Consider the following 23,219-nt stretch of genomic DNA (forward strand, 5'->3'; position numbering starts at 1 on the left):
CTACGAGCGCCGCGCCGACCACTTCGCGTCCTTCGTCGCCATCGCCGCAGCGCTCATTTGCTACCGCCGACTCGCCAAATGAGACGACGTCTAAGACCGGCCGCGGAGGGCACGCCGCCGCACGCAGGGACCAGGCCCGGCACGAACGCACGACGCGACCGCCGGCGGCCGGCCGGCCGGCGAGAACGGAAGGTCATGCTGCACCCCCATCTCGAAACGATCAGGACGAGGCTCCGCCCGGCGGGCGAGGAGGACGTCCCCCGGCTCTACGACGTGCTCGCGCGGCTCGGGCTGCACAGCCTGCCGACGCCCTCGGCCTTCGCGGAGCAGCACCGCCAGGGGGCCGAGGCGCAGTTCGCGATCCACACGCGGCCGTCCGACGACGTCATCGGCTTCAGCTCGCTGCAGCACCTCAACCGGGCCGGGCACATTCAGATCGGCATCTTCACCGATCCCGCCGTGAGCAAGCTCGGCGCGGGCGCCGAGGCGATGATGCTGACCGTCAACTACGCCTTCGCGACCTGGGAGCACGTCCGCAAGGTGTACTTCTCGACGACGGAGGCGAGTCTGCGCGATCTCGGCCGCGGCATGAGCCTCGTGCCGCGCGAGGCGGTCCTTCCCGAACACCTGTTCTTCCAGGGGAGACTATGGGACGTGCACTTCTACGCGATCACCCGGGAGAGCTGGGCGGAGTCGGGCGCGCGGATCGTCGACCGGATGGTGCGCGGCTTGGAGCGCCGTGACGGGCAGCGCGCGTAGCCGTCGCGACGGGCCCGCGCCGGAGGCGCGCCCATGAGCCGGCGTCCCCTCCGGATCGGGGTGCTGGGCTGCGCCGACATCGTCTGGCGCAGGGCGCTGCCCGCCATGGGGCGCGTCGACGAGGTCGAGGTCGTCGCCGTGGCCAGCCGCCAGCGTGCCAAGGCCGACCGGTTCGCGGCGCGTTTCGGCGGCGCGTCGGTGGAGGGGTACGCCCGGCTGCTCGAACGCGACGACGTCGACGCGGTCTACGTCGCCCTCCCCACAGGCCTGCACCACCGGTGGACCCTGCGCGCGCTGGAGGTCGGCAAGCACGTTCTGGTGGAGAAGTCGTTCGCCACGAGCCTCGCCGAGGCCGAGGAGATGCTGTCGACCGCGCGAAGGAACGGCCTGTGGGTGACGGAGAACTTCGCCTTCGTCCACCACCACCAGCACGGCGAGGTACGCAAGCTGATCGCCGATGGCGCCGTCGGCGAGCCGCACCTGTTCACCGGCGAGTTCGGCATCCCGCCGCGCGGCCCCGGCGACATCCGCTACCGCGCCGACCTCGGCGGCGGGGCCCTGCTGGACGTGGGCGCCTACCCGGTGCGCGCGGCGCAGCTCTTCCTCGGCCCCGGCGTGTCCGTGCTCGGCGCGACCCTGCTCATGGACGACGATCGGGGCATCGACCTCGGTGGTTCCGCCCTGCTCTGCTCGGACGCGGGCGTCGCGGCCCAGCTCACGTTCAGCTTCCAGTCGTCGTACCGGTCGGCCTACTCCGTCTGGGGCGGCTCCGGCCGGATCACGCTCGAACGGGCCTTCTCCGTGCCGTCCACCCTGCGCACGGTCGTGCGGCTGGAGCGGGAGAGCGGCGTGGAGCAGTTCGAGCTCCCGCCCGACGACCAGTTCGCCAACGCCATCCGGGCCTTCGCCAGGGAGGTGCGGGACGGCGCCGACCCGGCGGGCCACAGGGAGGTGCTGCTCCGGCAGGCAGGCCTTCTGGAGGAGATCCGCGAGCGGGCCCACCGGTTCCCGGTCGTCCCGACGGGCTGACCCGCGAGCGCGGCGGGCCCGCCGCCCCGGACAAGGCGCCGGCCCGTTTCGGATTCGCCCCCCGGAAAAAGGCCGGCCGGCGAGCGAACGGCGGCGCCCGCCATTTCATCGCCCGCGCACGGGTAATTCGCTGGTCGGCGGTGACGTGATCTCAACGAATTGCCAGCAGGTAGTTGTGCTCGAAATGGGTGAGATCACCTCGGTGGACCACCGATCCTTGCCATTGAGCAGCGGCTCCGCGAGACTATGGATCTCGCGGGTGAGCCGCCGGACGCATTCAATTTCCCGGGGCGCCCGGCGTTTCGAATTCCATCGGCATTTCGGGATCATCCGGGGTCTTCGATTATCGGGCGGTGAGCGCGTTGGCCTCTGTCGTTGTCACGGGCGGTTATGGATTCGTGGGGAGCCATCTGGTCGAACGGCTGAGGGACCAGGGCGACGACGTGACCGTGGTCGACAACGACCACCCCTCACCCGACCACGACCTGAGCGGCGTGCGCCGCGTCGACGGCGACATCCGCTCGCCGGCGGACCTCGCCCGGGTGATCACCGAGGACGTGGACGTCGTCTACCACCTCGCGGCGGTGGTCGGCGTCGACCGCTACCTGCGGCGGCCGCTCGACGTGGTCGACACCAACCTGATCGGCACCAGGCACGTCCTGGAGGCCGCCGACCGGGCCGGGGTCAAGGTGGTCTTCGCCAGCACGAGCGAGATCTTCGGCAGGAACCCCGCCGTCCCGTGGGCGGAGGACGCCGACCGGGTGCTCGGCAGCACCTCGACCGACCGGTGGAGCTACTCCTCCAGCAAGGCGCTGGCCGAACACCTGATCTTCGCCTTCATCCGGCAGCGCGGCCTGCGTGCCACGATCGTGCGCTACTTCAACCTGTACGGCCCCCGCCAGCGGCCCGCCTTCCTCATCAGCCGCAGCCTGCACCGGGTGCTGCGCGGCCTGCCTCCTGTGGTGTACGACGACGGGGAGCAGACGCGCAGCTTCACCTTCGTCGACGACGCGGTCTCGGCCACGCTGGCCATCGGCGACAGTCCCAAGTCCGACGGCGAGTGCTTCAACGTCGGCAGTTCGGACGAGATCTCCATCCGCAGCGCCGTGGAGGCGCTGGTCGAGCTGACGGGCTCGGAGCTGGAGATCGCCTCGCTCGACACGCGACGCCGCTACGGGGACACCTACCAGGATCTGAGCCGCCGCATCCCGGACACCGCCAAGGTGCGCAACCTGGTCGGCTGGCAGAGCACGACCGGCCTGCGTGACGGCCTGCGCCGGACGGTCGCATGGGCGCGGGCCAACCCGTGGTGGCTGGAGCGGGGCGAGAGCGCCCCGGAGCCCGCCGGAGCCGCCGCGGCGAGCGGACCGACCTGGACCAACCCAGATCCGAGGAGTGAGTGATGCCAGACACCTCCCAGTGCCGAGTCTGCTCCGGGACTGTCGAGCAGTTCTTCGACTTCGGGCGCCAGCCGCTGGCCGACGCCTTCGTGACCCCGGGCCGGACCGGGGAGGAGTTCTTCTACCGGATGGCCGTGGGTGCCTGCCGGACGTGCACGATGGTGCAGCTCATGGAGGAGGTGCCACGCCAGCACATGTTCCACGAGGACTACCCGTACGTCTCCTCCGGCTCCACCGTGATGCGGGCGCACTTCGAGAAGACCGCCGAACGCCTGCTGGACACCGAGCTGACCGGGCCTGACCCGTTCATCGTCGAGTTCGGCTGCAACGACGGGATCATGCTGAAGACGCTGGCCGACCGGGGCATCCGCCACCTCGGGGTGGAGCCGTCGGGTGGGGTGGCCGACATGGCCGCCGCCAAGGGCATCCGGGTGCGGAAGACGTTCTTCGAGGAGTCCGTCGCGCGAGACATCGTGGCGGCCGACGGCCACGCCGACGTCATCTACGCGGCCAACACCTTCTCCCACATCGCCTACGTCGACGACATCTTCCGCGGCGTCCGGGAGCTTCTCGCGCCGACCGGGGTGTTCGTCTTCGAGGACCCGTACTTCCTGGAGATCGTCCAGCGGACGTCGTTCGACCAGATCTACGACGAGCACTTCTACTTCTTCGCGGTCCGCTCCGTGCAGGAGATGGCGGCCAGGCACGGGCTCGAACTGGTGGATGTGGAACGCCTGCAGGTGCACGGCGGCGAGGTGCGCTACACCCTGGCGCACCCGGGGGCCCGCACGCCCTCTCCCGCGGTCGCCGAGCTGCTGGCCGAGGAGGAGGCTCGGGAGCTGACGCACCCGGACACGCTGCGCGGCTTCGGGGAGAGCGTCGAGGGCACGCGCGAGCGGCTGCTCGCCCTGCTGCGGCGGATTCGCGACGAGGGTGGCCGGGTCGTCGGCTACGGCGCCACCGCCAAGAGCTCGACGGTCATCAACTACTGCGGCATCGGGCCGGACCTGGTCTCGTTCATCTGCGACACGACCCCCGCCAAGCAGGGCAGGCTCACGCCCGGCTTGCACATCCCGGTGCGTGAGCCAAAGGCGTTCGCCGACCCCTACCCGGACTACGCGCTGCTGTTCGCGTGGAACCACGCCGACGAGATCATGGCCAAGGAGCGGGAGTTCCGCCAGGCGGGCGGCCGGTGGATCCTCTACGTGCCCGAGGTGCGCGTCGTCTGAGCGGCCGGGCCGCGCAGGCGTCCGGTGAGGTCTTCGAGGAGGGGCACCACCTGGTTGGGAGTGGGCATCGACTCCATCTCCCGGCGCAGCCGCCGTGCCCCTTCGCCGAACGACGGCTCGCGCAGCAGCCGCAGGACCAGCTCGCGCACCCGCTCGCCGGCCGCCTCACCCGGGTCGAGGGTCAGCCCCGCCCCGGCCTCGGCGAGGCGGGCGGCCAGCAGCGGCTCGTCGAACATGTGGTGCGGGACGACGAGTTGGGGGACCCCGGAGAGCAGCGCCGTGCACACCGTGCCGGCGCCGCCATGGTTGATCATGGCGACGCAGGTCGGCAGCAGCGCGTGCAGCGGCGTGTAGCCCACCAGCCGGACGTTGTCCGGCACCCGGTCCAGCCGGGCCCGCTGGTCGGGTGGCAGGGTCGCGACCACCTCGACGTCCAGCCCGGCCAGCCCGTCGAGCAGGTCGGGCACCGACACCGCGTACGTGCCCAGCCGGTCGGTCGCGGAGGTCCCCAGGCTCACGCAGACGCGGGGGCGCTCCGGCGGGGTGCGCAGCCAAGCCGGCACGACGGCCCGCCCGTTGTAGGCGACGTACCGCATCGGCACGTGGTGCAGGTCCAGGGCCAGCCGGAGCGGACGGGGCAGGTAGTCGACGGTGAACTGGCCGCGGGTCAGGTCCTCGGAGAAGGCGGCGCCGTACCGCGACGCGCGCGCCCCCAGCCATCGCGCCAGCACGTCGTCGCGCTCGCCGTCGGGCAGCGCCGCCATCACGCGCAGGTAGTGCGCCCGCATCCGGGCGGTGAGGTCCAGCGCGAACGGCAGGCGGGCGTGGGCGGCGCCGCACGCTGCCGCCGCGATCGGGGCCGCGTACGTGAGCGGCTCCCAGATGACGAGGTCCGGCTCCCAGTCCTGGCAGAAGCGCACCAAATCGTCGATCATCGACTCGTTGACGACCTTCCACCACAGGGGCAGCAGCACGTCGCGGTAGCCCCGCTGCAGGTGCGGCCAGGTCAGCACCTCGGGACGGTCCTCCATCAGGTCGAAGCCCGGCGCCTGGTCCGGACCGATGCGCCGGGTCCACGTCAGCACGTGGGACAGCAGGTGGTCCGAGCCCACCGGCACCGCGGTCAGCCCGGTGTCGGCGATGACGTCCGCCAGCGCGGGCTGGCTGGCGACGCACACCTCGTGCCCGGCGGTCCGCAACGCCCAGCCGAGCGGCGCCATGCCGATGAAGTGGGTCTTCTCGGCCCAGGTGGCGATCAGGACGCGCATGCGGGACCCCCCGTCACGCGCCGCGGGACTCCAGCGCCCGCCGGCTCAGGTAGTCGACGGCGTCCCCGTAGGTGTACGGGTGCATGAACGCGCCGGCCCGCACGTCGCGATGGAGCCGGGCCAGCGGATGCGCGGCCGAGTAGGACGCGCCCCCGACCAGCGTCAGGCAGTCGGCCACGATGGCGGGCGCCAGGTGGTTGACCATGAGCTTGGCCCACTGGAACGGCGCCATCATGCGGTGTCCGCGCTCGTCCATGTCGCCCCCGACGTCCTGCCCGGCCGCCTCGATGTCGGCCAGGGCGGCGGCCACCGTGGAGCGCACGGCGTACAGCCGGGCGTCGATCTCCGCGACCAGCGTCGCGGGGCCGCCGGCCGGGGGAGCGGGCCGGCGGGCGAGGGTGGTGACGGCGATGTCTCGGGCGGCCTGGGCGATGCCGGTGTAGATGCCGAGCATGTTGATCGAGCTGACGGTCTGGCCGGCCAGGGCCGCGGGCGGCTGGTCGTCGAGGTGGCCGCGCAGGAAGACGTCCTCGGCCGGGACACGGCACCGGTCGAAGACCACGTCCACGCTGCCGGACGCGCGCATGCCCAGGCCGTCCCAGTTGTCGAGAACGGTCAGGCCCGGCTCGTCGCGCGCGACCACGGGTGTGGCCAGGCGAGCCCGCCCGTCCTCGCCCGCGTACCGAGCGAAGATCATGAAGTGGGTGGCCACGGGGGCGAGGCTGACCAGGGTCTTGCCGCCGGACAGCACCCAACCGCCCCGTCCGTCCGGGGTGAGCGTGGTGACGACGCCGCCCCGCACGATGTCCTTCACGCCGGTGCTGATGACCGCCTCGCCCGCGCCCATGGCGCGCAACAGCCGCTCGGCGAGGGGGCGGGCGGCCGCGGAGCCGTGCCGCCAGTCGTACGTCAGCGTCAGCGCGCGGCTGAGCTGCATGTGCAGCGCCAGCGCCGTGGACGCGTCGGCCCGCGCCAGCGTCAGCAGGGCGAAGGTCACGTCGTGCAGGGAGGTCACGCCGAGGCCGCCGAGCTCCTTGGGCACCGTCGCCCCGAGCACGCCGTCCTTGCGCAGTCCCTCGAAGACGTCGGCGGGGAACGCGCCGCGCCGGTCGTGGTCGGCCGCCGCCTCCCGTATCCCGGGAAGGTGCGGGGAGAGCAGGTCGTGCAGAACTCGGCCCTCGGCGGTGATCGGTTCGTGCAGCCTGCCCATGGCCTGCTGGGTTGCGGTCCTCGGTGACATTGCGTTTCCAGCGCCCTTCCCTTGCCCACTTGAACGGCGGGCCGCCCGGCGGACATATTCTCTCCGCCGGAGAGTAGCGAATGCGCAAGGCCCGGACCAGCTCTCGCGAACGGGCTGGGAATTGTGGTGCGGCAAGGCCGTGACGGGTCAGGAATGCTTTTCTTGACTCTCTCGTCCCGCGCAACTACGCCTGGTTTGCGAGAAACCGCGAGTTTGTCCCGACGGCGGGACATACCTGGTGCGGCGCCCACCATTGACCGCACCGGCGGCCAGCCCGAACGGGCATGAGGACCACGACTCCCGAAAGCGACGTGACCATGACCATTTATGCCTGGGGTTATCTGCAGGAATACGAGCGGGAACGGGAAGACATCCTCGACGCCGTTGACAAGGTCTTCAAATCCGGCCAGCTCGTGTGGGGACCGCACGTCACCGGCTTCGAACGCGATTTCGCCGCCTATCACGGAGTCCCGCACTGCGTGGCGGTCGACAACGGCACCAACGCCCTCGTGGTGGCCCTGCGGGCGCTCGGCATCGGGCCGGGCGACGAGGTGATCACGGTGTCCAACACGGCCGCGCCGACGGTCGTGGCCATCAGCATGGTGGGCGCGACGCCGGTGTTCGTGGACATCCACCCGGACACCTACCTGATGGACGTCGGGCAGGTGGCCGCCGCCGTCACCGAGCGGACGCGCTGTCTGCTGCCCGTGCACCTGTACGGCCAGTGCGTGGACATGGCGCCGCTGGAGGAGCTGGCCGCCCGGCACGACCTGGTGATCCTGGAGGACTGCGCGCAGGCGCACGGGGCCCGCCACCACGGGCGGATCGCCGGCTCCATGGGCAGGGCCGGGGCCTTCTCCTTCTACCCCACCAAGGTGCTGGGGGCGTACGGGCACGGGGGCGGCACGATCACGTCCGATCCGGAGCTCGACGCCGAGATGCGGCGCCTGCGCTACTACGGCATGGACGAGGAGCGCTACTACGTGGTGGCGCCCAACGGCATGAACAGCCGCCTCGACGAGGTGCATGCCGAGATCCTCCGCCGCAAGCTGGGCCGGCTCGACGACTACATCGCCGCCCGCCGCACCGCCGCGGCGAACTACGCCGAGGCGCTGGCCGGCACGGACCTGGTGCTCCCGGCCCTGGCACCCGGCAACGACCATGTCTACTACCTGTACGTGGTCCGCCACCCCCGGCGAGACAAGATCATCGAGCGGATGCGGAGCTTCGACATCTCGCTCAACATCAGCTACCCGTGGCCGGTCCACACCATGACCGGGTTCGCCCACCTGGGCGTCCCCAAGGGCGCGCTGCCGGTGACCGAGACCCTGGCGGAGGAGATCTTCTCGCTCCCGATGTACCCGTCCGTTCTGGGGACGGACCAGGAAAAGGTGATCGACGCCCTGCGCGAGACCCTCGCGACGCTCTGACCCGTGGAGAGCGCGGAGATGGCGACGACGGCGACCGGCGCGGCCGGGCTGTTCGCGGTCCCGGCGGCGGGCGGCGGCCGGCCGGTCGTGTCCGACGAGCGGTTCCGGGAATGGTGGGCCGCCCTGCCTCGGCAGGACCGCTTCGAGGTGACGCCGGTCCCGTTCGGCGAGCTGACGCAGTGGCACTTCGAGCCGGGCACGGGAAACCTCGTGCACGACAGCGGGCGTTTCTTCTCCATCGAGGGGGCGCGGATCCTCGACCGTGACGAGGTCAGGACCCAGCCGATCATCAACCAGGCGGAGATCGGCATCCTCGGCATCCTGGTGAAGGAGTTCGACGGGGTCGCCCACTGCCTGATGCAGGCCAAGTTCGAGCCGGGGAACGTCAACCTGCGCCAGCTGTCACCCACGGTGCAGGCGACGCGCAGCAACTACACGCGCGTGCACCGCGGCAACACCACCCCCTACGTGGAGTACTTCCGGGAGGCCGACCGGGACCGCGTCCCCGTCGACGTGCTCCAGTCGGAGCAGGGCACCTGGTTCTGGCGCAAGCGCAACCGCAACATCGTGGTCCGGGTGGACGGCGACGTGCCGCCGCACGAGGACTTCTGCTGGCTCGCCCTTGACCAGCTCCGGCGGCTGCTCCGCGAGGACAACCTGGTCAACATGGACGCTCGCACGGTGCTGGCCTGCATGCCGATCGGCCGTCCGCCCGTGTCCGCCGCCGCGGACCCGTTCCAGGAGGCGCTGCTGCGCTCGTACGAGCACGGCTCGTGGGGGCGCGACCCGGGCGCGCTGCACACGACCCAGGAGATCGTGAGCTGGTTCACCGAGGCGAAGAGCCGGTGCGAGTGGACCAACCGGCTGGTCCCGCTGGCCGCGGTGGAGGGCTGGACGCGGACCGGCGACGAGATCGTGGACGATGCCCGCGAGGACTTCCGCATCATGGGCGTCCGGGTCAGCGCGCACAACCGGGAGGTCGCCCGTTGGGCGCAGCCCCTGCTGGCCACCCGGGCCCCCGGCCTGGCCGTCTTCCTGGCGCGGCCGATCAACGGCGTGCTGCACCTCCTCGTCCAGTGCAAGCCCGAGCCGGGCCTCCTGGACGTGGTGGAGATGGCGCCCACCGTGCAGTTGCCGCCGAACGAGAACGCGGCCGCCGAGGCCGCCGGCGAGCCGTTCGTGGCCGACGTGGTCGCGGGCACGGTCGGCCGGGTCCGGCACGACGTGCTGCTGTCGGAGGAGGGCGGCCGCTTCTACCACGCCCAGACCCGCTACAGGATCGTGGAGGTCGGCGACGACTTCCCGGTCGACGTCCCGCAGGACTTCTGCTGGATGACCGTCCGCCAACTCATGGAGCTGCTGAGGCATGGCCACTACCTCAACATCCAGGCGCGCAGCCTGCTCGCGTGCGTGCACGCCCTGTGGTGAGACGCCGCCCGCGGCGGGAGGGGCGGGGCCGTGCGCGTCGTGATCGCCACCCAGGCGGAGAAGACCCACTTCCTCGGCATGGTCCCGCTGGCGTGGGCGCTGCGCACGGCCGGGCACGAGGTGCGGGTGGCCAGCCAGCCGGAGCTGGCCGAGACGATCGCCGACAGCGGCCTGACCGCGGTGCCCGTCGGCCGCGACCACCTGTTCCCCTACCTGCTGCGATCGGTCAAGAGCCTCGGCCTGGACGACGGGTCCTCCTTCGACATGACGGTGGACCCGTCGGCGGAGGTGTCGTGGGAGTACGTGCGTGACGGGTTCCGGCGGCTGGTGCCCTGGTGGTGGAAGGTGGTCAACGAGCCGCTGGTCGGCGATCTGGTCGCGTTCTGCCGGCAGTGGCGGCCGGACCTGGTCGTGTGGGAGCCGACCACCTTCGCCGGCCCGGTCGCTGCGAGGGCCTGCGGCGCGGCCCACGCCCGCCTCCTGTGGGGCATGGATCTGTTCGCGCGGATGCGCGGGTTGTATGTGGAGTTGATGGCCGGCCGGCCGGCGGGCGAGCGGGAGGACGTGCTGGCCGAGTGGCTGGACGGGCATCTGGGCCGGTTCGGCGAGCGGTTCGCCGAGGACGTGGTGTGCGGCCAGGTCACGGTCGACTACCTGCCCGCCTCGCTGCGACTGGAGACGGCCGGGGTGGAGTACGTGCCGATGCGGTACGTGCCCTACAACGGCCGGGCCGTGGTGCCGTCCTGGCTGCGCACCCCGCCGGAGCGCCCCCGCGTCGCCCTCACCCTCGGCAGCGCCGCCCCCGAACGGGTCGCCGGGCACCTGCTGTCGGTCCAGGAACTGCTCAGGGCGCTCGCCGGTCTCGACGTGGAGGTCGTCGCCACCCTCACGGCGGACCAGCGCGCCCGGCTGACGGAAATACCGGACAACGTCAGGATCGTGGACTTCGTCCCGCTGCACGCGCTGCTCCCCACCTGCTCGGCGGTGGTGCACCACGGGGGCGCCGGGACGTACAGCACGGCCCTGCTCTACGGCGTGCCGCAGCTCGTCGTCCCGGACCTCATCCTGCCGCAGTACATGTTCGACGAGCCGCTGCTCGCCGACCGGCTCGCCCGGACCGGGGCGGGACTGCAGATCCCCGCCGCGGAGCTGAGCGGCCCGCGCGTGCGCGACGACCTCATCAGGCTGGTCGGCGACCCGGCGTTCCAGCGGTCGGCCGGCGAGCTGCGCGGCGAGATGCTGGCCATGCCGACCCCCAACGAGGTGGTCCAGCGCCTGGAGAAGCTGGCCGGATGAGCACGCCGGCCGGCCACGCGGACCGGTGTCTCGCCGGCGAGACACCGCGGGGGCCCCTCCCTGCGGCGGAGGGGACGCGATGCGCGTCGTGATCGCCGTCCAGGCCGAGTTGACCCACTTCCTGGGCATGGTCCCGCTGGGGTGGGCGCTGCGCACGGCCGGGCACGAGGTGCGCGTCGCCACCCAGCCGGAGTTGGCCGCCGCGGTCGCCGGGTCCGGGCTCACCGCCGTCCCGGTCGGCCGCGACCACCTGGGCAGGCGGCTCCTCAAGCTCGCCGAGAGCCTGGGCCAGGACGGCGATCCTGGCTTCGACCTGACCGAGGACCGCCCCGAGAGGCTGACCTGGGAGTACCTGCGCGACGGCTACCGCGAGATCGTGCCCTGGTGGCTCCGCGTGATCAACGAGCCGCTGGTCGCCGACCTCGTGGCGTTCTGCCGCGAATGGCGCCCCCATCTTGTGCTGTGGGAGCTCACGACGTTCGCCGGCGCCATCGCGGCGACCGCGTCGGGCGCGGCGCACGCCAGGTTCGTGTGGGGCCCCGACCTCTTCGCGCGGATGCGCGGCCACTACCTGAGGCTCATGAACGCCCAGCCGCCGGCCGAGCGGGAGGACCCCCTGGCCGGCTGGCTGGGCGGGCACGCCGCGCGGTTCGGCGCGGTGTTCACCGAGGACCTTGTCCTCGGTCAGGCGACCGTCGACCACCTGCCGCCCTCGTTGCGGCTGGCGGGCGGACCCCGGCCGCTCGGCGTCCGCTACATCCCCTACAACGGCCGCGCCGTGGTGCCGTCCTGGCTGCGCACCCCGCCCCGGCGGCCCCGGATCTGCCTCAGCTTCGGGCTGTCGTCGATCGGAAGGGCCGGCTACGAGGTCGCGGGGCAGGAGATCCTGGACGCCCTCGACGGGCTGGACGCCGAGTTCGTGGCGACCTTCTCCGACCGGGAGCGGGCGGCCCTGCGCCGGGTCCCCGGCAACACGACGGTGGTGGGCCACGTGCCGCTGCACGCCCTGCTGCCCACCTGCTCCGCGATGGTGAACCACGGCGGGCCCGGCACGCTGCTGACCGGGCTGGCCTACGGGGTGCCCCAGCTCGTGCTGCCGCGCCTGTTCGACGAGCCCGCCCTCGCCGCCAACCTCGCCGCGCGGGGCGCCGGCCTCGCGATCGACGGCGCCGCCGTCACCGGCGCGGCGGTCCGCGACCGCGTTGAACGCCTGCTGGCCGAGCCCGCCTACACGGCGGGCGCCGCCCGCCTGCGCGCGGAGATGCGCGCGATGCCGTCACCGAACGCGCTCGTCGCCGAACTGGAGACGCTGGCAGCCGGGCGGACACCGATCGAGGCCGGGCACGGCCGGCAAGGAGAGGCGTGATGTACGCGGAACGGCAACCGGCGGACCTGCTGGCGGCGCTGCCCGATGGCGGCGGCCTGGCCGAGGGGCCATGGCTCGTCCGGTGGGACGCGGTGGCGGGCAAGGCCGAGGACCTCGTCATGACGGCGCTGCCGCCGGTGGTGGAGCTGTCCACCTCGGGGAGCACCGGAGCCCAGCGGACCTGGGCGCGCACCCGCGAGCAACTGTGGGCGGAGGCCGGCCTGCTCGCCGGGTTGCTCGGCCCCGACCGGCCGGAGGCGGTGCTCTCCTTCGCCCCGCCACGCCACCTGTACGGGCTGCTGGTCAGCGTGCTGGTGCCCGCCAGGCTGGGGCTGCCCGTGTGGTACCGGTCCCAGTACGGCCCGATGCCGCCGGAGGACGCCGCCCGCCGGTGGGCGGTGACGGCGATCCCCTGGACGTTCTCCCTCCTGCTGCAGCGCCGCTCGTGGGTGCGGGCCGCCGAACGGGTGAGCGTCCTGCACAGCACCGCCATGCTGCCCGCGACGGCGGGGGAACTGGTCGTCTCGGCCGGCGCGGACCGGCTGACCGTCACCGAGATCTTCGGCTCGACGGAGACGGGCGGCGTGGCGACCCGCCGCTGGGCGCCGGGCAACCCGCCGTGGGAGTTGTTCCCCGACGTCACCTTCGCCGACCCGCGCGCCACGGGGGAGGCGCCGCTGACGGTCCGCGGCCCGCGGCTCGCCCGCTCCGCCGGCGGCGACCCGCTCACCACCTGGCAGCTGGACGACCACGTCGAGATCCTGGACGAGCGGCGGTTCCGCTTCGCCGGGCGCCGCAGCAGGCTCGTCAACGTCAACGGCAGGCGCCTCAACCTCGACGAGCTGGAGACCTCCGTACGCGCCGCGCTGCCCTGCGCGGACCTGGCCCTGGTGCCCGTCCGCGACCCCGTCATCGGGGAGCACTTCGATCTGCTGCTCGTGCCCGGCGAGGCCGCCCGCGCTGGTAGCTTCGACGTCCGCGCCGCGTTCGCCGAGACCGGGGTACGCCCGCGCAGGCTGCGCCTGGTGGACCGGATCGACCGGTCGGAGACGGGCAAGCTCCGCCGCCTGCGCGACGCGGACGCCCCGGACGAGACGGCGTGAGATCCGACGCGGTGGCGCGGAACCCCGCGCCGCCGGCCGCGCGTTCCGACAGTGAGACCCCACGCGACCGAAGGACTGATCAGGTGCCCCTCTTAGAGGTCACGGGACTTCGTAAGAGCTACGGCGGCCACGTGGCCGTCGACGGAGTGGACTTCCACATCGGCGAGGCAGAGACCTACGGCCTGCTCGGCCCCAACGGGGCCGGCAAGACGACCACCATCTCGATGATCGTCGGCATCCTCGACCGGGACGCGGGCGAGGTCGTCGTCGACGGGCGGCCGCTCGACGTGACGAGCGTGAAGGCCAAGGCGCTGATCGGCTACGTGCCGCAGGAGCTGGCGCTCTACCGCGACCTCACCGCCCGCGAGAACCTGCGCTTCTTCGCCCGCCTGTACGGTCTCGGCGGGCGCGAGCTGAAGGCCCGGGTCGAGGAGATCCTCGGCATCATCGGCCTGGCCGACCGCGCCGACGAGAAGGTGGAGCAGTATTCGGGCGGCATGGCCCGCCGTCTCAACATCGGCATCGGGCTGATGAACCGGCCGAAGCTGCTCATCCTCGACGAGCCCACCGTCGGGGTGGACCCGCAGAGTCGCAACTCCATCCTGGAGAGCGTCCAGCGCCTGGCGGGCGAGGGCATGGCGGTGCTCTACACCACGCACTACATGGAGGAGGCCGAGCGCCTCTGCGACCGGGTGGGCATCATCGACCAGGGCCGGATCCAGGCCGAGGGGACCCGGCGCGAGCTGGTGGGACTGGTCGGCGAGACCGACAGGGTCACCATGCAGGCCGAGGGGGACCTGGCGCGGGCCGTCGAGGACCTGCAGAAGCTGCCGGACGTCCAGCGCGCCGAGACCGGCGACTCCCAGCTCGAACTGCTCGTCCCCGACGCCAGGACGCACCTGCCGCGCATCCTGGAGACGGTCGCCGGGTCGGGCGTGGCGGTGCGCACGGTGGAGGTGCGCGAGCCCGACCTGGAGACCGTCTTCCTGCACCTGACCGGCAAGGCTCTGAGGGACTGAGGACGCGTGCGCGCAAGCATCACCATCCTGTCCAAGGACCTGCGGCAGCGGGCGCGTGACAGCACGCTGCTCGTCTTCGGCATCGTCCTGCCGCTCGGCCTGGCGTTCATGTTCAACGTCATGCTGGGGGGCGGCGAGCAGCGCCGGCTGGACGCGAAGTACGCCGTGGCCGACGGCGACCGGGGCGTGGCCGCGCAGGAGTTCGTCGGCCAGGTGCTCCGCCCGCTGGAGGCGAGCGGCGATGCCACCCTCCGGACGGCGGCCGACGCCGAGGAGGCCAGGAAGCTGGTCGAGCGGAAGACGGTGGACGCCGCCTTCGTGATCCCCGCGGGGTTCTCCGCCGCGCTGGAGCGCGGCGCGGCGACCCGGCTGGAGGTGATCGGCGGCGTCGACTCGGCCGTGTCCGTCCAGGTGGCGCGCGAGATCGCGCAGAGCTACGCCACCGAACGCCGTGCCGTCCAGCTCGCCGTGGCTGTGGCCACGGTGGGCGGGGCCGCCCCGGACCGGGAACTGGCCGAGCGGGCCGCGGCGGCGCCGGTGCCCGTGGGGGTGGCCCAGGACGACGTCGCGCGGCGCAAGCAGCTCGACACCACCACGTACTACGCCGCCGGCATGGCGATGTTCTTCCTGTTCTTCGTCACGATGATGAGCGTCACCAGCATCTTCGACGAGCGCCGCCAGGGCACCCTGGCCCGGCTGCTGGCCGCCCCGGTCTCCCGCCGGGCCGTCCTGCTCGGCAAGTCGCTCGGCGGCATCCTGGTCGGCGTGCTCAGCATGGCGATCCTCGTCGTGGTCTCCACGCTGGCCCTGGGCGCCGACTGGGGGCACCCGCTCGGGGTCGCCGCCCTCGCGGTGGCCGCCGTGCTGGCCGCGACCGGGATCACGGCCGCCGTCGCCACCTTCGCGCGCACCGCCGAGCAGGCCTCCAACCGGCTGTCCGTGATCGCCATGACGCTCGGGCTGTTCGGCGGCGCGCTGTTCCCCGTCGCCCAGCTCGAAGGGCTGTCGTCGCTGAGCATGCTGACCCCGCACCGCTGGTTCCTGGAGGGCCTCGGCGACCTCGCCGGCGGGTCCTTGTCCGTCGTCGTGCAGCCGGTCGCCGTCCTGCTGGGATTCGCCGTGGCCGGTGGCGCGCTGGCGCTGTCCCGGCTGGGAAGGATGCTCAACTCGTGAAGATCCTCGTGATCGGCCTGCTCAACCTGCGCCGGCTCTTCCGGGACCGGTCGAACATCTTCTTCGTGATCGTCGTGCCGTTCCTGATGATCTTCATGATGGGTCTGATGTTCGGCGGCGGCCAGCAGCACCGGCTCGGCCTGGTGGGCGGCGACGGCGGGCCGCTGGCCGGGCGGCTCGCGACCGCGCTCGCCGGCCGCGAGGACGTCGAGGTCGTGCCCATGACGACCGAGGACGAGATGCGCACGGCGGTGGAGCGCGGCCTGGTGCAGGGCGGAGTGGTGATCCCGGCCACGTACGACGCCGACCAGCGGGCGGGCCGCCAGGTGGAGCTCCGCTACCTGATCCGCCCCAACGACATGCGGGCGCTGGACATCGGCACCTGGGTGCGTTCGGCCGTGCCCCAGGAGGCCGCCCTGCTGCGCGCGGCCAGGTTCGGCGCGGTGGAGGGCGCCACGACCTTCGACCAGGGGCTCCAGGCGGCGCAGCGCGCGCAGGTGCCCGGCATCGAGGTGACGGTCACCACGGCCGGACGCTCGGTCTTCCCCGAGGGGTTCAGCCAGTTCGCGCTGTCCGCACCGCCCCTGCTGCTCCTCTACACCTTCCTCACCTCGCTGACGGCCGCGATCGGGCTCGTCGAGACGCGCCTGACCGGCATCTCGTCGCGCATGTACGCGACGCCGACGGGCGCCTGGTCCATCGTCGCGGGCGAGACCGTGGGCCGGCTCCTCATCGCGCTGTTCCAGGGCCTGCTGATCATGCTGGGGTCGGGGCTGCTGTTCCAGGTGCGCTGGGGGGACCCGCTGGCGGCGGCCGTCCTGCTGGCGGTCTTCTCCATGATCGGGGCGGGCGCCGCGATGGTGATGGCGTCGTTCTTCCGCACGGTCGGGGCGGCCATCTCGCTGGCGGCGATCCTCGGCATCGGGCTCGGGGCCCTGGGCGGGACGATGGTGCCCCTGGAGACGTTCGACGACACCATGCGGACCGTCGCGCACTTCACCCCGCACGCCTGGGGGTATGAGGCCTTCGTGACGCTCGTCCGGCACGGCGGCGGCATCGCCGACGTCCTGCCCCAGCTCGGTGCGCTCACGGCGTTCGCCGCGGTGCTGCTGCCTCTCGGGGTGTGGCTGCAGCGGCGCGCGATCACCCGCTGAGCCCGCCGCGCCACGCCGCGCGTGACGGGCGTCCACGTGTCACGCAGCCCTCGATGTCTCGGAGACCCATGCCTGAGAAGACCTCGTTCACCTCGGCCGACGGCACCGTGATCACCGCCGAGGTCGTCGGCGACGGACCGGGGCTGGTGATCCTGCCCGGCACGCTGCAGAGCGCCCGCTCGATGCGCCGCCTCGCCGAACACCTCTCCGATTCCCACACCGTCTTCGTCGTCGACCGGCGTGGACGGGGCGACAGCGGGCCGCAGGGGGACGACTACAGCTTCGCCCGGGAGGCCGAGGACGTCATCGCCCTGCTGAAGCGGGAGGGCGCGGCTGCGCTGTTCGGCCACAGCTCGGGCGGGCTGGTCGCGCTGGAGACGGCGCTGCGCCATCCGGTGCGCAAGCTCGCCGTGTACGAGCCGCCCGTGTCGGTCGACGACCCGACGGGCGACCCCTGGTACCCGGACTTCGAACGGGCCCTCGCGGCCGGGCGCAACGCCCTCGCGCTGTCCATCATGCTGAAGGGGCTGGAGGGACTGGGCTCGGTCAGCCGCCTGCCGCTGCCGTTCGTCAGGTTCATGGTCAGCGCGCTGACCTGGACCGAGGAGGGGCGGGAGATGGTGGCGCTGGTGCCGACGTTCCCGGCCGAATACCGTGAGGTCGAACGCCTCGCCTACTCCCCGGTCCGCTACCGCGGCATCGACGCGGACACGCTCGTCCTGACGGGCTCCAAGGGCGCGCAGGAATACCGGGCCGGGGCCGAGTTCCTGGCCTCGGTCATCCCCCGGTCGCGCTTCCGCGAGCTGCGGGGGCTCGGTCATGACGGCCCCGACCAGCAGGCGCCCGAGGAGGTCGCGGAGGTGCTGCGGAAGTTCATCGCCGGCGCGCCGGACGCGGAGACCCGGGGCTGACGGCGCGGCGGCCCGGCGCGGCGGTCGCCGCACCGGTCATGTCACGCCGTTCGGGTGATGCCGGTTCACGTCCTGTCGGTTACGTCCTGCCGTTTACGTCGCGCCGGCTACGTCCTGTCGGTTCACGTCCTGTCGGTTCACGTCGCGAGGTGAGGTCATGCGGGCTGCTGAGTTGTTCATCGGTGGTCTCGGGGTTTTCGTGCCCGAGGCGGTCAGTGTGCGGGCGGCGGTGGAGGAGGGGTGGTGTTCGGCGGAGGAGGCGGCCGTGCACGGGATGGCGGGGGCGGCGGTGGCGGGGGAGGTGCCGGCGCCGGAGATGGCGCTGCGCGCCGCCCGCGCGGCGCTGGACGCCGCCGGCGGGCGGGCGGCCGAGGTGGGGCTGCTGCTCTACTGCGACGTGTGGCACCAGGGGCCCGACGGGTGGCTGCCGCAGTACTACCTGCAGCGTCACCTCGTCGGCGGCGACGCCCTCGCCGTCGAGCTGCGCAACGACGCCAACGGCGTGTTCAGCGCGCTGGAACTGGCCGGCCCCTACTTGGGCGCGGCTCCGGCCGAGCGGCCTGACGCGCTCGTCGTGGCCGCCGACAACTTCGGCACCCCCCGCTTCGACCGGTGGCGTTCCCCGGTCCTCTTCGGTGACGGTGCCGTGGCGCTCCACCTGTCCCGCCGGCCCGGCATCGCGCAGATCCTGTCGATCGGCTCGGCCGCCGTACCGGAGCTGGAGGAGTGCGCCCGCTACGGCGAGCCGATGTTCCCCCCGGGCGCGACCACCGGCGCGCCCCTCGACTGGGCCGCCCGCGACGAGGGGTTCGTGCGCATGGCGACCGACCGTTCCGACCTGCGCACCGCCCTGCTCAACACGGAGAAGGCGATGATGCAGCTCGCCAGCCGCATCGTCGCCGAGGCGGGCGTCTCCTTCGACGATCTCACCCGCGTCGCCCTCACCAACCTCGCCCCCGACTCCATCGAGCACCGGTGGCTGGAGAACATGCGCGTCCCGCCCGGCAGGACGACCTGGGACCACGGCGGCGCGGTCGGCCAGCTCGGGGCGGGCGGCCCGTTCGCCGCGCTGCACCACCTGCTGGAGACCGGCCAGGTGCGAGCCGGCGACCACGTGCTGCTGGGCGCGGTCGGCTACGGCGTGACGGCGTCGTGCGCGGTGGTGCGGATCCTGGCGGGCTGATCGCCGTCCCGGTGCCGCTCGGCGAGCTCCTCCAGCACCGGCACCACCTGGTTGGGCGCGGGCATGGCGAGCATCTCACGGCGCAGCTCGCCGGCCCCGTCCCGGAAGGCGGGTTCCTCCAGCAGCCGGGCCAGCAGGTCGCGGACCAGCGGCCCGGTGACCTCGGCGGCGGGCAGCGTCAGGCCCGCCCGCCGTGCAGCCAGATTGGCGGCGAGGGCCGGCGCGTCGAACTGGTTCGGCAGGACGAGCTGGGGCACCCCGTGGGCCAGGCCGGTGAAGACGGTTCCCGGGCCACCGTGGTTGATCATGGCCGTGCAGGTCGGCATGAGCGCGTGCAGGGGCACGTACCCCGTCACCCTCGTGTTGGCGGGCACGGGCCCCAGCCGCGTGGCCTGCTCCTCGCCCACGGTCAGGACGATCTCGGCGTCGAGGCCGGCCAGGGAGTCGAGCACCTCCCGCACCGGCACGACGTAGCCGCCGTACCACTCGGCGGCCGAGATGCCGAGACTCACGCAGACGCGCGGCCGCTCCGGCGGGTCGCGCAGCCAGCCGGGCACGACGGCTCGGCCGTTGTAGGGCACGTACCGCACTGGCAAGGTACGCACGCCGGCGACCGGTTCCAACCGCAGCGACATGGGGGTGTGGTCGATGGTGAACTGGCCGGACACCAGGTCCTCGGAGAAGTCCACGCCGAGCCTGCGCGCCCGGGCGCCGAGCCAGAGCGCGAGCGGGTCCTGGCGGTCCCCGGGAGGTCGGGCGGCCGTCAGGCGCAGGAAGCGGGCCCGCATGCGGGCGAAGAAGTCGAGGCTCCACAGGAAGCGGGCGTGGGCCGCCCCCGACGCCCGGGCGGAGAGCGGCCCGGCGAAGGTGATCGGCTCCCAGATCACCAGGTCGGGCCGCCACCAGCGGCAGAACGCCGCCAGGTCGTCGATCATGGTCTTGTTGACCATGCTCCACCACCACGGCACGATCTCGGCGTAGCCGTCCCGCATCGCCTCCCACGTGAGCCGTTCGGGACGTTCCTCCGTCAGGTCGAACTCCTCCCCGGCGGGGTCCTGGCCGCCCCCGGCGGCGAGCGTCTCGAAGAAGCGGTGGTCGGTGCCCACGGGGACGGCGGTCAGGCCGGTCGCGGCGATGGCGTCCGTCAGCCTCGGCTGGCTGGCCACCCGGACCTCGTGGCCCGCGGTGCGCAGCGCCCAGCCGAGCGGCACCATGCCCAGCAGGTGGGAGGCGTCGGAATAGGTGGTGATCAGAACGCGCATGCTTCCTCCATCGGAGTCAGGACGTGGCCCGGCACGCGGCGGTGAGGTCTTCGAGGCGGCTCGTCACCTCGTCCGGCGACGGCTGAGCCCTGATCTCCCGGCGCAGCGCCTCGGCCCGCCGGCGGAACACCGGCTCACGCAGCAGCCGCTCCACGGCGTCACGCACCGCGGCTCCGGTCACCTCGTGGCTGTCGATCATCAGCCCGGCCCCGTGCTCGGCGAGCCGGCGTGAGAGCACGGGCGCGTCGAAGATGTAGTACGGCAACAGCAGTTGCGGCACGCCGTGCACCGCCGTGGTGAGCACGGTCCCCGGCCCGGCGTGGTTGACCACCGCCGAACACGTCGGCGCGAGCACGTTGAGCGGGACGAACTCGACCACCCTCGCGTTCGCGGGGACGTGCCCCAGCTCGGCCTGCTGGTTGCGGGGGAGGGTCACGACGATCTCCGCGTCGAGGCCGGCCAGCGCGTCCAGCAGGTCCTGGACGGGAACGGCGTAGCCGCCGAGCCGTTCGACCGAGGACGTGCCGAGCGTGAGGCACACCCGGGGCCGTTCCGGCGGAGTGCGCAGCCACCGCGGCACCACCGACCGGCCGTTGTAGGGCACGTACCGCAGCGGGACGTGGTCGAGGCCCACGTCGAGCCGGAGCGAGCCGGGGACCTGGTCGATGGTGAACTGGCCGGATACCAGGTCCTCGGAGAACTCCACCCCCGCCGCGCCGGCCATCCCTGCCAGCCACTCGGCCAGCCGGTCCACCCGCTCAGCCGGCGGGCGGGCGTCCTTCAGGCGCAGGTAGTGCCCGCGCAGCCGGGCGCACAGGTCGCTGCTCCAGACGAAGCGGGCGTGCGCGGCACCCGACGCCCTCGCGGCGACCGGGGCCGCGTACGTGAGGCTCTCCCAGATCACCAGGTCGGGCCGCCAGGTCCGGCAGAGGTCGACGAGGTCGCCGGCCATCGGGTCGTTGACGATCCGCCACCACCACCGGACCCACTCCTCGTAGCCCGCCGTCAGGTACTCCCAGGTCAGCTTGTCCGGCCGGTCGCCGCTCAGGTCGTAGTCGAGCTCGCGGGCGCCGCTCTCGGCGGCGAGCCGCAGCAGGTGCCGGAGCGTGTGGTCCTCGCCGACCGGCACCGCCGTCAACCCGGTGCTCACGATCACGTCGGTCAGCGCGGGCTGGCTCGCCACCAGGACCTCGTGCCCGGCGTTGTGCGCGGCCCAGGCCAGCGGCACCATTCCGAGAAAATGAGTTTTCTCCTCGTGAGTGACGAACAGAATGCGCACGCATCCCTCCGAAGATATGCGGCCGTATGGCGGCGCGCCGGGCCAGCCTAATAACCCGGCCCCGCCCCCGCCACCGCGTGACTGTTTTCCTGGAGCCCGCGGGAATATCCGGTAATCTGGCCGGACGGCCGAATCCCTTTTTCTCGCGGAGGTGGACCCGTGCGCATTCCCGAGTTGTTCATCGGTGGTCTCGGGGTTTTCGTGCCCGAGGCGGTCAGTGTGCGGGCGGCGGTGGAGGAGGGGTGGTGTTCGGCGGAGGAGGCGGCCGTGCACGGGATGGCGGGGGCGGCGGTGGCGGGGGAGGTGCCGGCGCCGGAGATGGCGCTGCGCGCCGCCCGCGCGGCGCTGGACGCCGCCGGCGGGCGGGCGGCCGAGGTGGGGCTGCTGCTCTACTGCGACGTGTGGCACCAGGGGCCCGACGGGTGGCTGCCGCAGTACTACCTGCAGCGTCACCTCGTCGGCGGCGACGCGCTCGCCGTCGAGCTGCACCAGGGCTGCAACGGCGTGTTCAGCGCGCTGGAACTTGCCGGCCCCTACCTGGGCGCGGCTCCGGCCGAGCGGCCTGACGCGCTCGTCGTGGCCGCCGACAACTTCGGCACGCCCCGCTTCGACCGGTGGCGCTCGGCGCCCACCGTCTTCGGCGACGCGGCCAGCGCGATGGTGCTGACGCGCCGGCCGGGCATCGCGCGGGTCCTGTCGGTCGGCTCGGCCGCCGTACCGGAGTTGGAGGAGGGCGGCCGCTACGGCGAGCCGATGTTCCCCCCGGGCGCGACCACCGGCGCGCCCGTCGACTGGGTCACCCGTGACGAGGCGTTCAGCAAGGTGGCGGAGACCAGCAGCGAGCTGCGCATCGCCTGGATCATGGTCCAGAAGACGATGATGCAGCTCATCGGCCGCGTCGTCGCGGAGGCCGGGATCCGCTTCGAGGACCTCGCGTACGCGGCGCTGACCAACCTCGCACCCGACGCGATCGAGCACCGCTGGATGGAGATCCTCCGGATGCCGATGTCCCGATCGACCTGGGACTTCGGGCGCACGATCGGTCACCTGGGCGCGAGCGACCCGCTCGTCTCGCTGCACCACCTGCTGGAGACGGGCAAGGTGGGGCCGGGCGACCACGTCCTGCTGGGCGGCATCGGCTCCGGCGTCACGATTTCGTGCGCGGTGGTCCGCGTCCTCGACCGCGGCTGAGCATCCGAACGTCCCCGACGGGAGAGAGGCGGCAGAGGTGACGGACGTCCTGGTCGAGCGGGAGGTCTCGGCGCGGTTGACGGGCTTCATCAGGGAGCGGTTCCTCTACGGAGACCCCGCCGGAGCGTTCGGCGACGCGACGCCGCTGCTGGACGGCGGGATCCTGACCTCGCTCAACACGGCGATCCTGCTCAACTTCATCCACGAGGAGTGGGGGTCGGCGGTGCCCGTCGAGGACGTCGATCCGCGGGCGTTCCACACCGTGGCCGGCATCGCCTCGATGCTTTGCGAACGCTCACGCCGAGCCGTCCCCCCGGCCTGACCGCCGTCTCCTGTCGTGGGGGGGGGGGGGGGGGGGGGGGGGGGGGGGGGGGGGGGGGCCCGGCGGGGGGGGGGGGGGGGGGGGCCCCCCCGCCGGGGGGGGCCCCCCCCCCCCCCCCCCCCCCGCCGGTGCGGCGGCACCGCGCGACTGCTGGACGTGCTCGACGGCGACGCCGTG

General features: G+C 72.7%; 20 protein-coding genes. 16 read left to right on the forward strand and 4 right to left on the reverse strand.

Annotated elements, in window-relative coordinates; genetic code table 11:
• Positions 1–195 precede the first annotated feature (195 nt).
• From ACGF0J_RS35350 to ACGF0J_RS35365, 4 genes are all read left to right on the forward strand, one after another.
• Complete coding sequence (locus ACGF0J_RS35350; protein WP_393153157.1) at positions 196–759, forward strand: GNAT family N-acetyltransferase; 564 nt, start codon at positions 196–198, stop codon at positions 757–759.
• Between the two features lie 33 nt (positions 760–792).
• Positions 793–1,788: a Gfo/Idh/MocA family protein gene (locus tag ACGF0J_RS35355; protein ID WP_393153159.1), complete on the forward strand. Its 996-nt coding sequence runs from the start codon at positions 793–795 to the stop codon at positions 1,786–1,788.
• Between the two features lie 353 nt (positions 1,789–2,141).
• Entirely contained in the window at positions 2,142–3,191 is a 1,050-nt protein-coding gene (locus ACGF0J_RS35360) for an NAD-dependent epimerase/dehydratase family protein (RefSeq protein WP_393153161.1), read from the forward strand.
• Entirely contained in the window at positions 3,191–4,417 is a 1,227-nt protein-coding gene (locus ACGF0J_RS35365) for a methyltransferase domain-containing protein (protein WP_393153163.1), read from the forward strand. The genes ACGF0J_RS35360 and ACGF0J_RS35365 overlap by 1 nt, the downstream gene beginning before the upstream one ends.
• Here the strand turns inward: ACGF0J_RS35365 and ACGF0J_RS35370 are convergent.
• Both ACGF0J_RS35370 and ACGF0J_RS35375 read right to left on the reverse strand, forming a co-directional pair.
• Positions 4,390–5,685 (reverse strand): activator-dependent family glycosyltransferase, encoded by a 1,296-nt coding sequence (locus tag ACGF0J_RS35370; RefSeq protein ID WP_393153165.1) that lies wholly within the window; start codon positions 5,683–5,685, stop codon positions 4,390–4,392. The genes ACGF0J_RS35365 and ACGF0J_RS35370 overlap by 28 nt on opposite strands.
• Positions 5,686–5,698: 13 nt before the next feature.
• Positions 5,699–6,925, reverse strand: a complete 1,227-nt coding sequence (locus ACGF0J_RS35375; RefSeq protein ID WP_393153167.1) for an acyl-CoA dehydrogenase family protein — start codon at positions 6,923–6,925, stop codon at positions 5,699–5,701.
• 317 nt (positions 6,926–7,242) lie between these two features.
• Between ACGF0J_RS35375 and ACGF0J_RS35380 the strand changes: the two genes are divergently transcribed.
• The 10 genes from ACGF0J_RS35380 (at position 7,243) to ACGF0J_RS35425 (ending at position 18,988) form a co-directional block, all read left to right on the forward strand.
• A complete protein-coding gene (locus tag ACGF0J_RS35380; RefSeq protein WP_393153327.1) occupies positions 7,243–8,355 on the forward strand; it encodes a DegT/DnrJ/EryC1/StrS family aminotransferase in 1,113 nt (370 codons plus the stop codon).
• Positions 8,356–8,358: 3 nt separating this feature from the next.
• On the forward strand, positions 8,359–9,783 hold the full coding sequence (locus ACGF0J_RS35385) for an NDP-hexose 2,3-dehydratase family protein (protein ID WP_393153169.1): 1,425 nt from the start codon (positions 8,359–8,361) through the stop codon (positions 9,781–9,783).
• 30 nt (positions 9,784–9,813) lie between these two features.
• Positions 9,814–11,079 carry an activator-dependent family glycosyltransferase gene (locus ACGF0J_RS35390; RefSeq protein ID WP_393153171.1) on the forward strand — a complete coding sequence of 422 codons (1,266 nt, stop codon included), beginning with the start codon at positions 9,814–9,816 and terminating at the stop codon, positions 11,077–11,079.
• A 79-nt stretch (positions 11,080–11,158) separates the two neighbouring features.
• Positions 11,159–12,445, forward strand: coding sequence for an activator-dependent family glycosyltransferase (locus ACGF0J_RS35395; protein WP_393153173.1), 1,287 nt, complete (start codon positions 11,159–11,161; stop codon positions 12,443–12,445).
• Positions 12,445–13,548 (forward strand): long-chain fatty acid--CoA ligase, encoded by a 1,104-nt coding sequence (locus tag ACGF0J_RS35400; RefSeq protein WP_393153175.1) that lies wholly within the window; start codon positions 12,445–12,447, stop codon positions 13,546–13,548. Before ACGF0J_RS35395 ends, ACGF0J_RS35400 begins: the two co-directional genes overlap by 1 nt.
• A gap of 83 nt (positions 13,549–13,631) precedes the next feature.
• Entirely contained in the window at positions 13,632–14,567 is a 936-nt protein-coding gene (locus ACGF0J_RS35405; RefSeq protein ID WP_393153177.1) for an ATP-binding cassette domain-containing protein, read from the forward strand.
• Between the two features lie 6 nt (positions 14,568–14,573).
• The gene (locus ACGF0J_RS35410) at positions 14,574–15,740 is read left to right on the forward strand and encodes an ABC transporter permease (protein WP_393153179.1); all 1,167 of its coding nucleotides are present in this window, start codon (positions 14,574–14,576) and stop codon (positions 15,738–15,740) included.
• Entirely contained in the window at positions 15,737–16,894 is a 1,158-nt protein-coding gene (locus tag ACGF0J_RS35415; protein ID WP_393153181.1) for an ABC transporter permease, read from the forward strand. The genes ACGF0J_RS35410 and ACGF0J_RS35415 overlap by 4 nt, the downstream gene beginning before the upstream one ends.
• Positions 16,895–16,962: 68 nt before the next feature.
• Entirely contained in the window at positions 16,963–17,805 is an 843-nt protein-coding gene (locus tag ACGF0J_RS35420; protein ID WP_393153183.1) for an alpha/beta fold hydrolase, read from the forward strand.
• A gap of 157 nt (positions 17,806–17,962) precedes the next feature.
• Positions 17,963–18,988 carry a ketoacyl-ACP synthase III family protein gene (locus ACGF0J_RS35425; RefSeq protein WP_393153185.1) on the forward strand — a complete coding sequence of 342 codons (1,026 nt, stop codon included), beginning with the start codon at positions 17,963–17,965 and terminating at the stop codon, positions 18,986–18,988.
• On the opposite strand, the gene ACGF0J_RS35430 is transcribed toward ACGF0J_RS35425, so the two are convergent.
• Together ACGF0J_RS35430 and ACGF0J_RS35435 are read right to left on the reverse strand one after the other, a co-directional pair.
• Positions 18,940–20,250: an activator-dependent family glycosyltransferase gene (locus tag ACGF0J_RS35430; RefSeq protein ID WP_393153187.1), complete on the reverse strand. Its 1,311-nt coding sequence runs from the start codon at positions 20,248–20,250 to the stop codon at positions 18,940–18,942. The two genes, ACGF0J_RS35425 and ACGF0J_RS35430, sit on opposite strands and share 49 nt — an antisense overlap.
• Positions 20,251–20,266: 16 nt before the next feature.
• Complete coding sequence (locus ACGF0J_RS35435) at positions 20,267–21,529, reverse strand: activator-dependent family glycosyltransferase (RefSeq protein WP_393153189.1); 1,263 nt, start codon at positions 21,527–21,529, stop codon at positions 20,267–20,269.
• A 159-nt stretch (positions 21,530–21,688) separates the two neighbouring features.
• Here ACGF0J_RS35435 and ACGF0J_RS35440 point away from each other — a divergent pair, with 159 nt between their 5' ends.
• Together ACGF0J_RS35440 and ACGF0J_RS35445 are read left to right on the forward strand one after the other, a co-directional pair.
• Entirely contained in the window at positions 21,689–22,720 is a 1,032-nt protein-coding gene (locus ACGF0J_RS35440; protein WP_393153191.1) for a ketoacyl-ACP synthase III family protein, read from the forward strand.
• A 37-nt stretch (positions 22,721–22,757) separates the two neighbouring features.
• A complete protein-coding gene (locus ACGF0J_RS35445; protein WP_393153193.1) occupies positions 22,758–23,042 on the forward strand; it encodes an acyl carrier protein in 285 nt (94 codons plus the stop codon).
• Positions 23,043–23,219 lie beyond the last annotated feature (177 nt).

This window comes from Nonomuraea sp. NPDC047897, assembly GCF_043204415.1.
Classification (GTDB): domain Bacteria; phylum Actinomycetota; class Actinomycetes; order Streptosporangiales; family Streptosporangiaceae; genus Nonomuraea.

What these genes read in the sequence shown, in the direction of transcription:
- ACGF0J_RS35395 (WP_393153173.1), top strand. Translation starts at nt 11,159, where the DNA reads ATGCGCGTCGTGATCGCCGTCCAGGCCGAGTTGACCCACTTCCTGGGC.
- ACGF0J_RS35430 (WP_393153187.1), bottom strand. Translation starts at nt 20,250, where the DNA reads ATGCGCGTTCTGATCACCACCTATTCCGACGCCTCCCACCTGCTGGGC.
- ACGF0J_RS35420 (WP_393153183.1), top strand. Translation starts at nt 16,963, where the DNA reads ATGCCTGAGAAGACCTCGTTCACCTCGGCCGACGGCACCGTGATCACC.
- ACGF0J_RS35350 (WP_393153157.1), top strand. Translation starts at nt 196, where the DNA reads ATGCTGCACCCCCATCTCGAAACGATCAGGACGAGGCTCCGCCCGGCG.
- ACGF0J_RS35425 (WP_393153185.1), top strand. Translation starts at nt 17,963, where the DNA reads ATGCGGGCTGCTGAGTTGTTCATCGGTGGTCTCGGGGTTTTCGTGCCC.
- ACGF0J_RS35400 (WP_393153175.1), top strand. Translation starts at nt 12,445, where the DNA reads ATGTACGCGGAACGGCAACCGGCGGACCTGCTGGCGGCGCTGCCCGAT.
- ACGF0J_RS35365 (WP_393153163.1), top strand. Translation starts at nt 3,191, where the DNA reads ATGCCAGACACCTCCCAGTGCCGAGTCTGCTCCGGGACTGTCGAGCAG.
- ACGF0J_RS35380 (WP_393153327.1), top strand. Translation starts at nt 7,243, where the DNA reads ATGACCATTTATGCCTGGGGTTATCTGCAGGAATACGAGCGGGAACGG.
- ACGF0J_RS35375 (WP_393153167.1), bottom strand. Translation starts at nt 6,925, where the DNA reads ATGTCACCGAGGACCGCAACCCAGCAGGCCATGGGCAGGCTGCACGAA.
- ACGF0J_RS35355 (WP_393153159.1), top strand. Translation starts at nt 793, where the DNA reads ATGAGCCGGCGTCCCCTCCGGATCGGGGTGCTGGGCTGCGCCGACATC.
- ACGF0J_RS35370 (WP_393153165.1), bottom strand. Translation starts at nt 5,685, where the DNA reads ATGCGCGTCCTGATCGCCACCTGGGCCGAGAAGACCCACTTCATCGGC.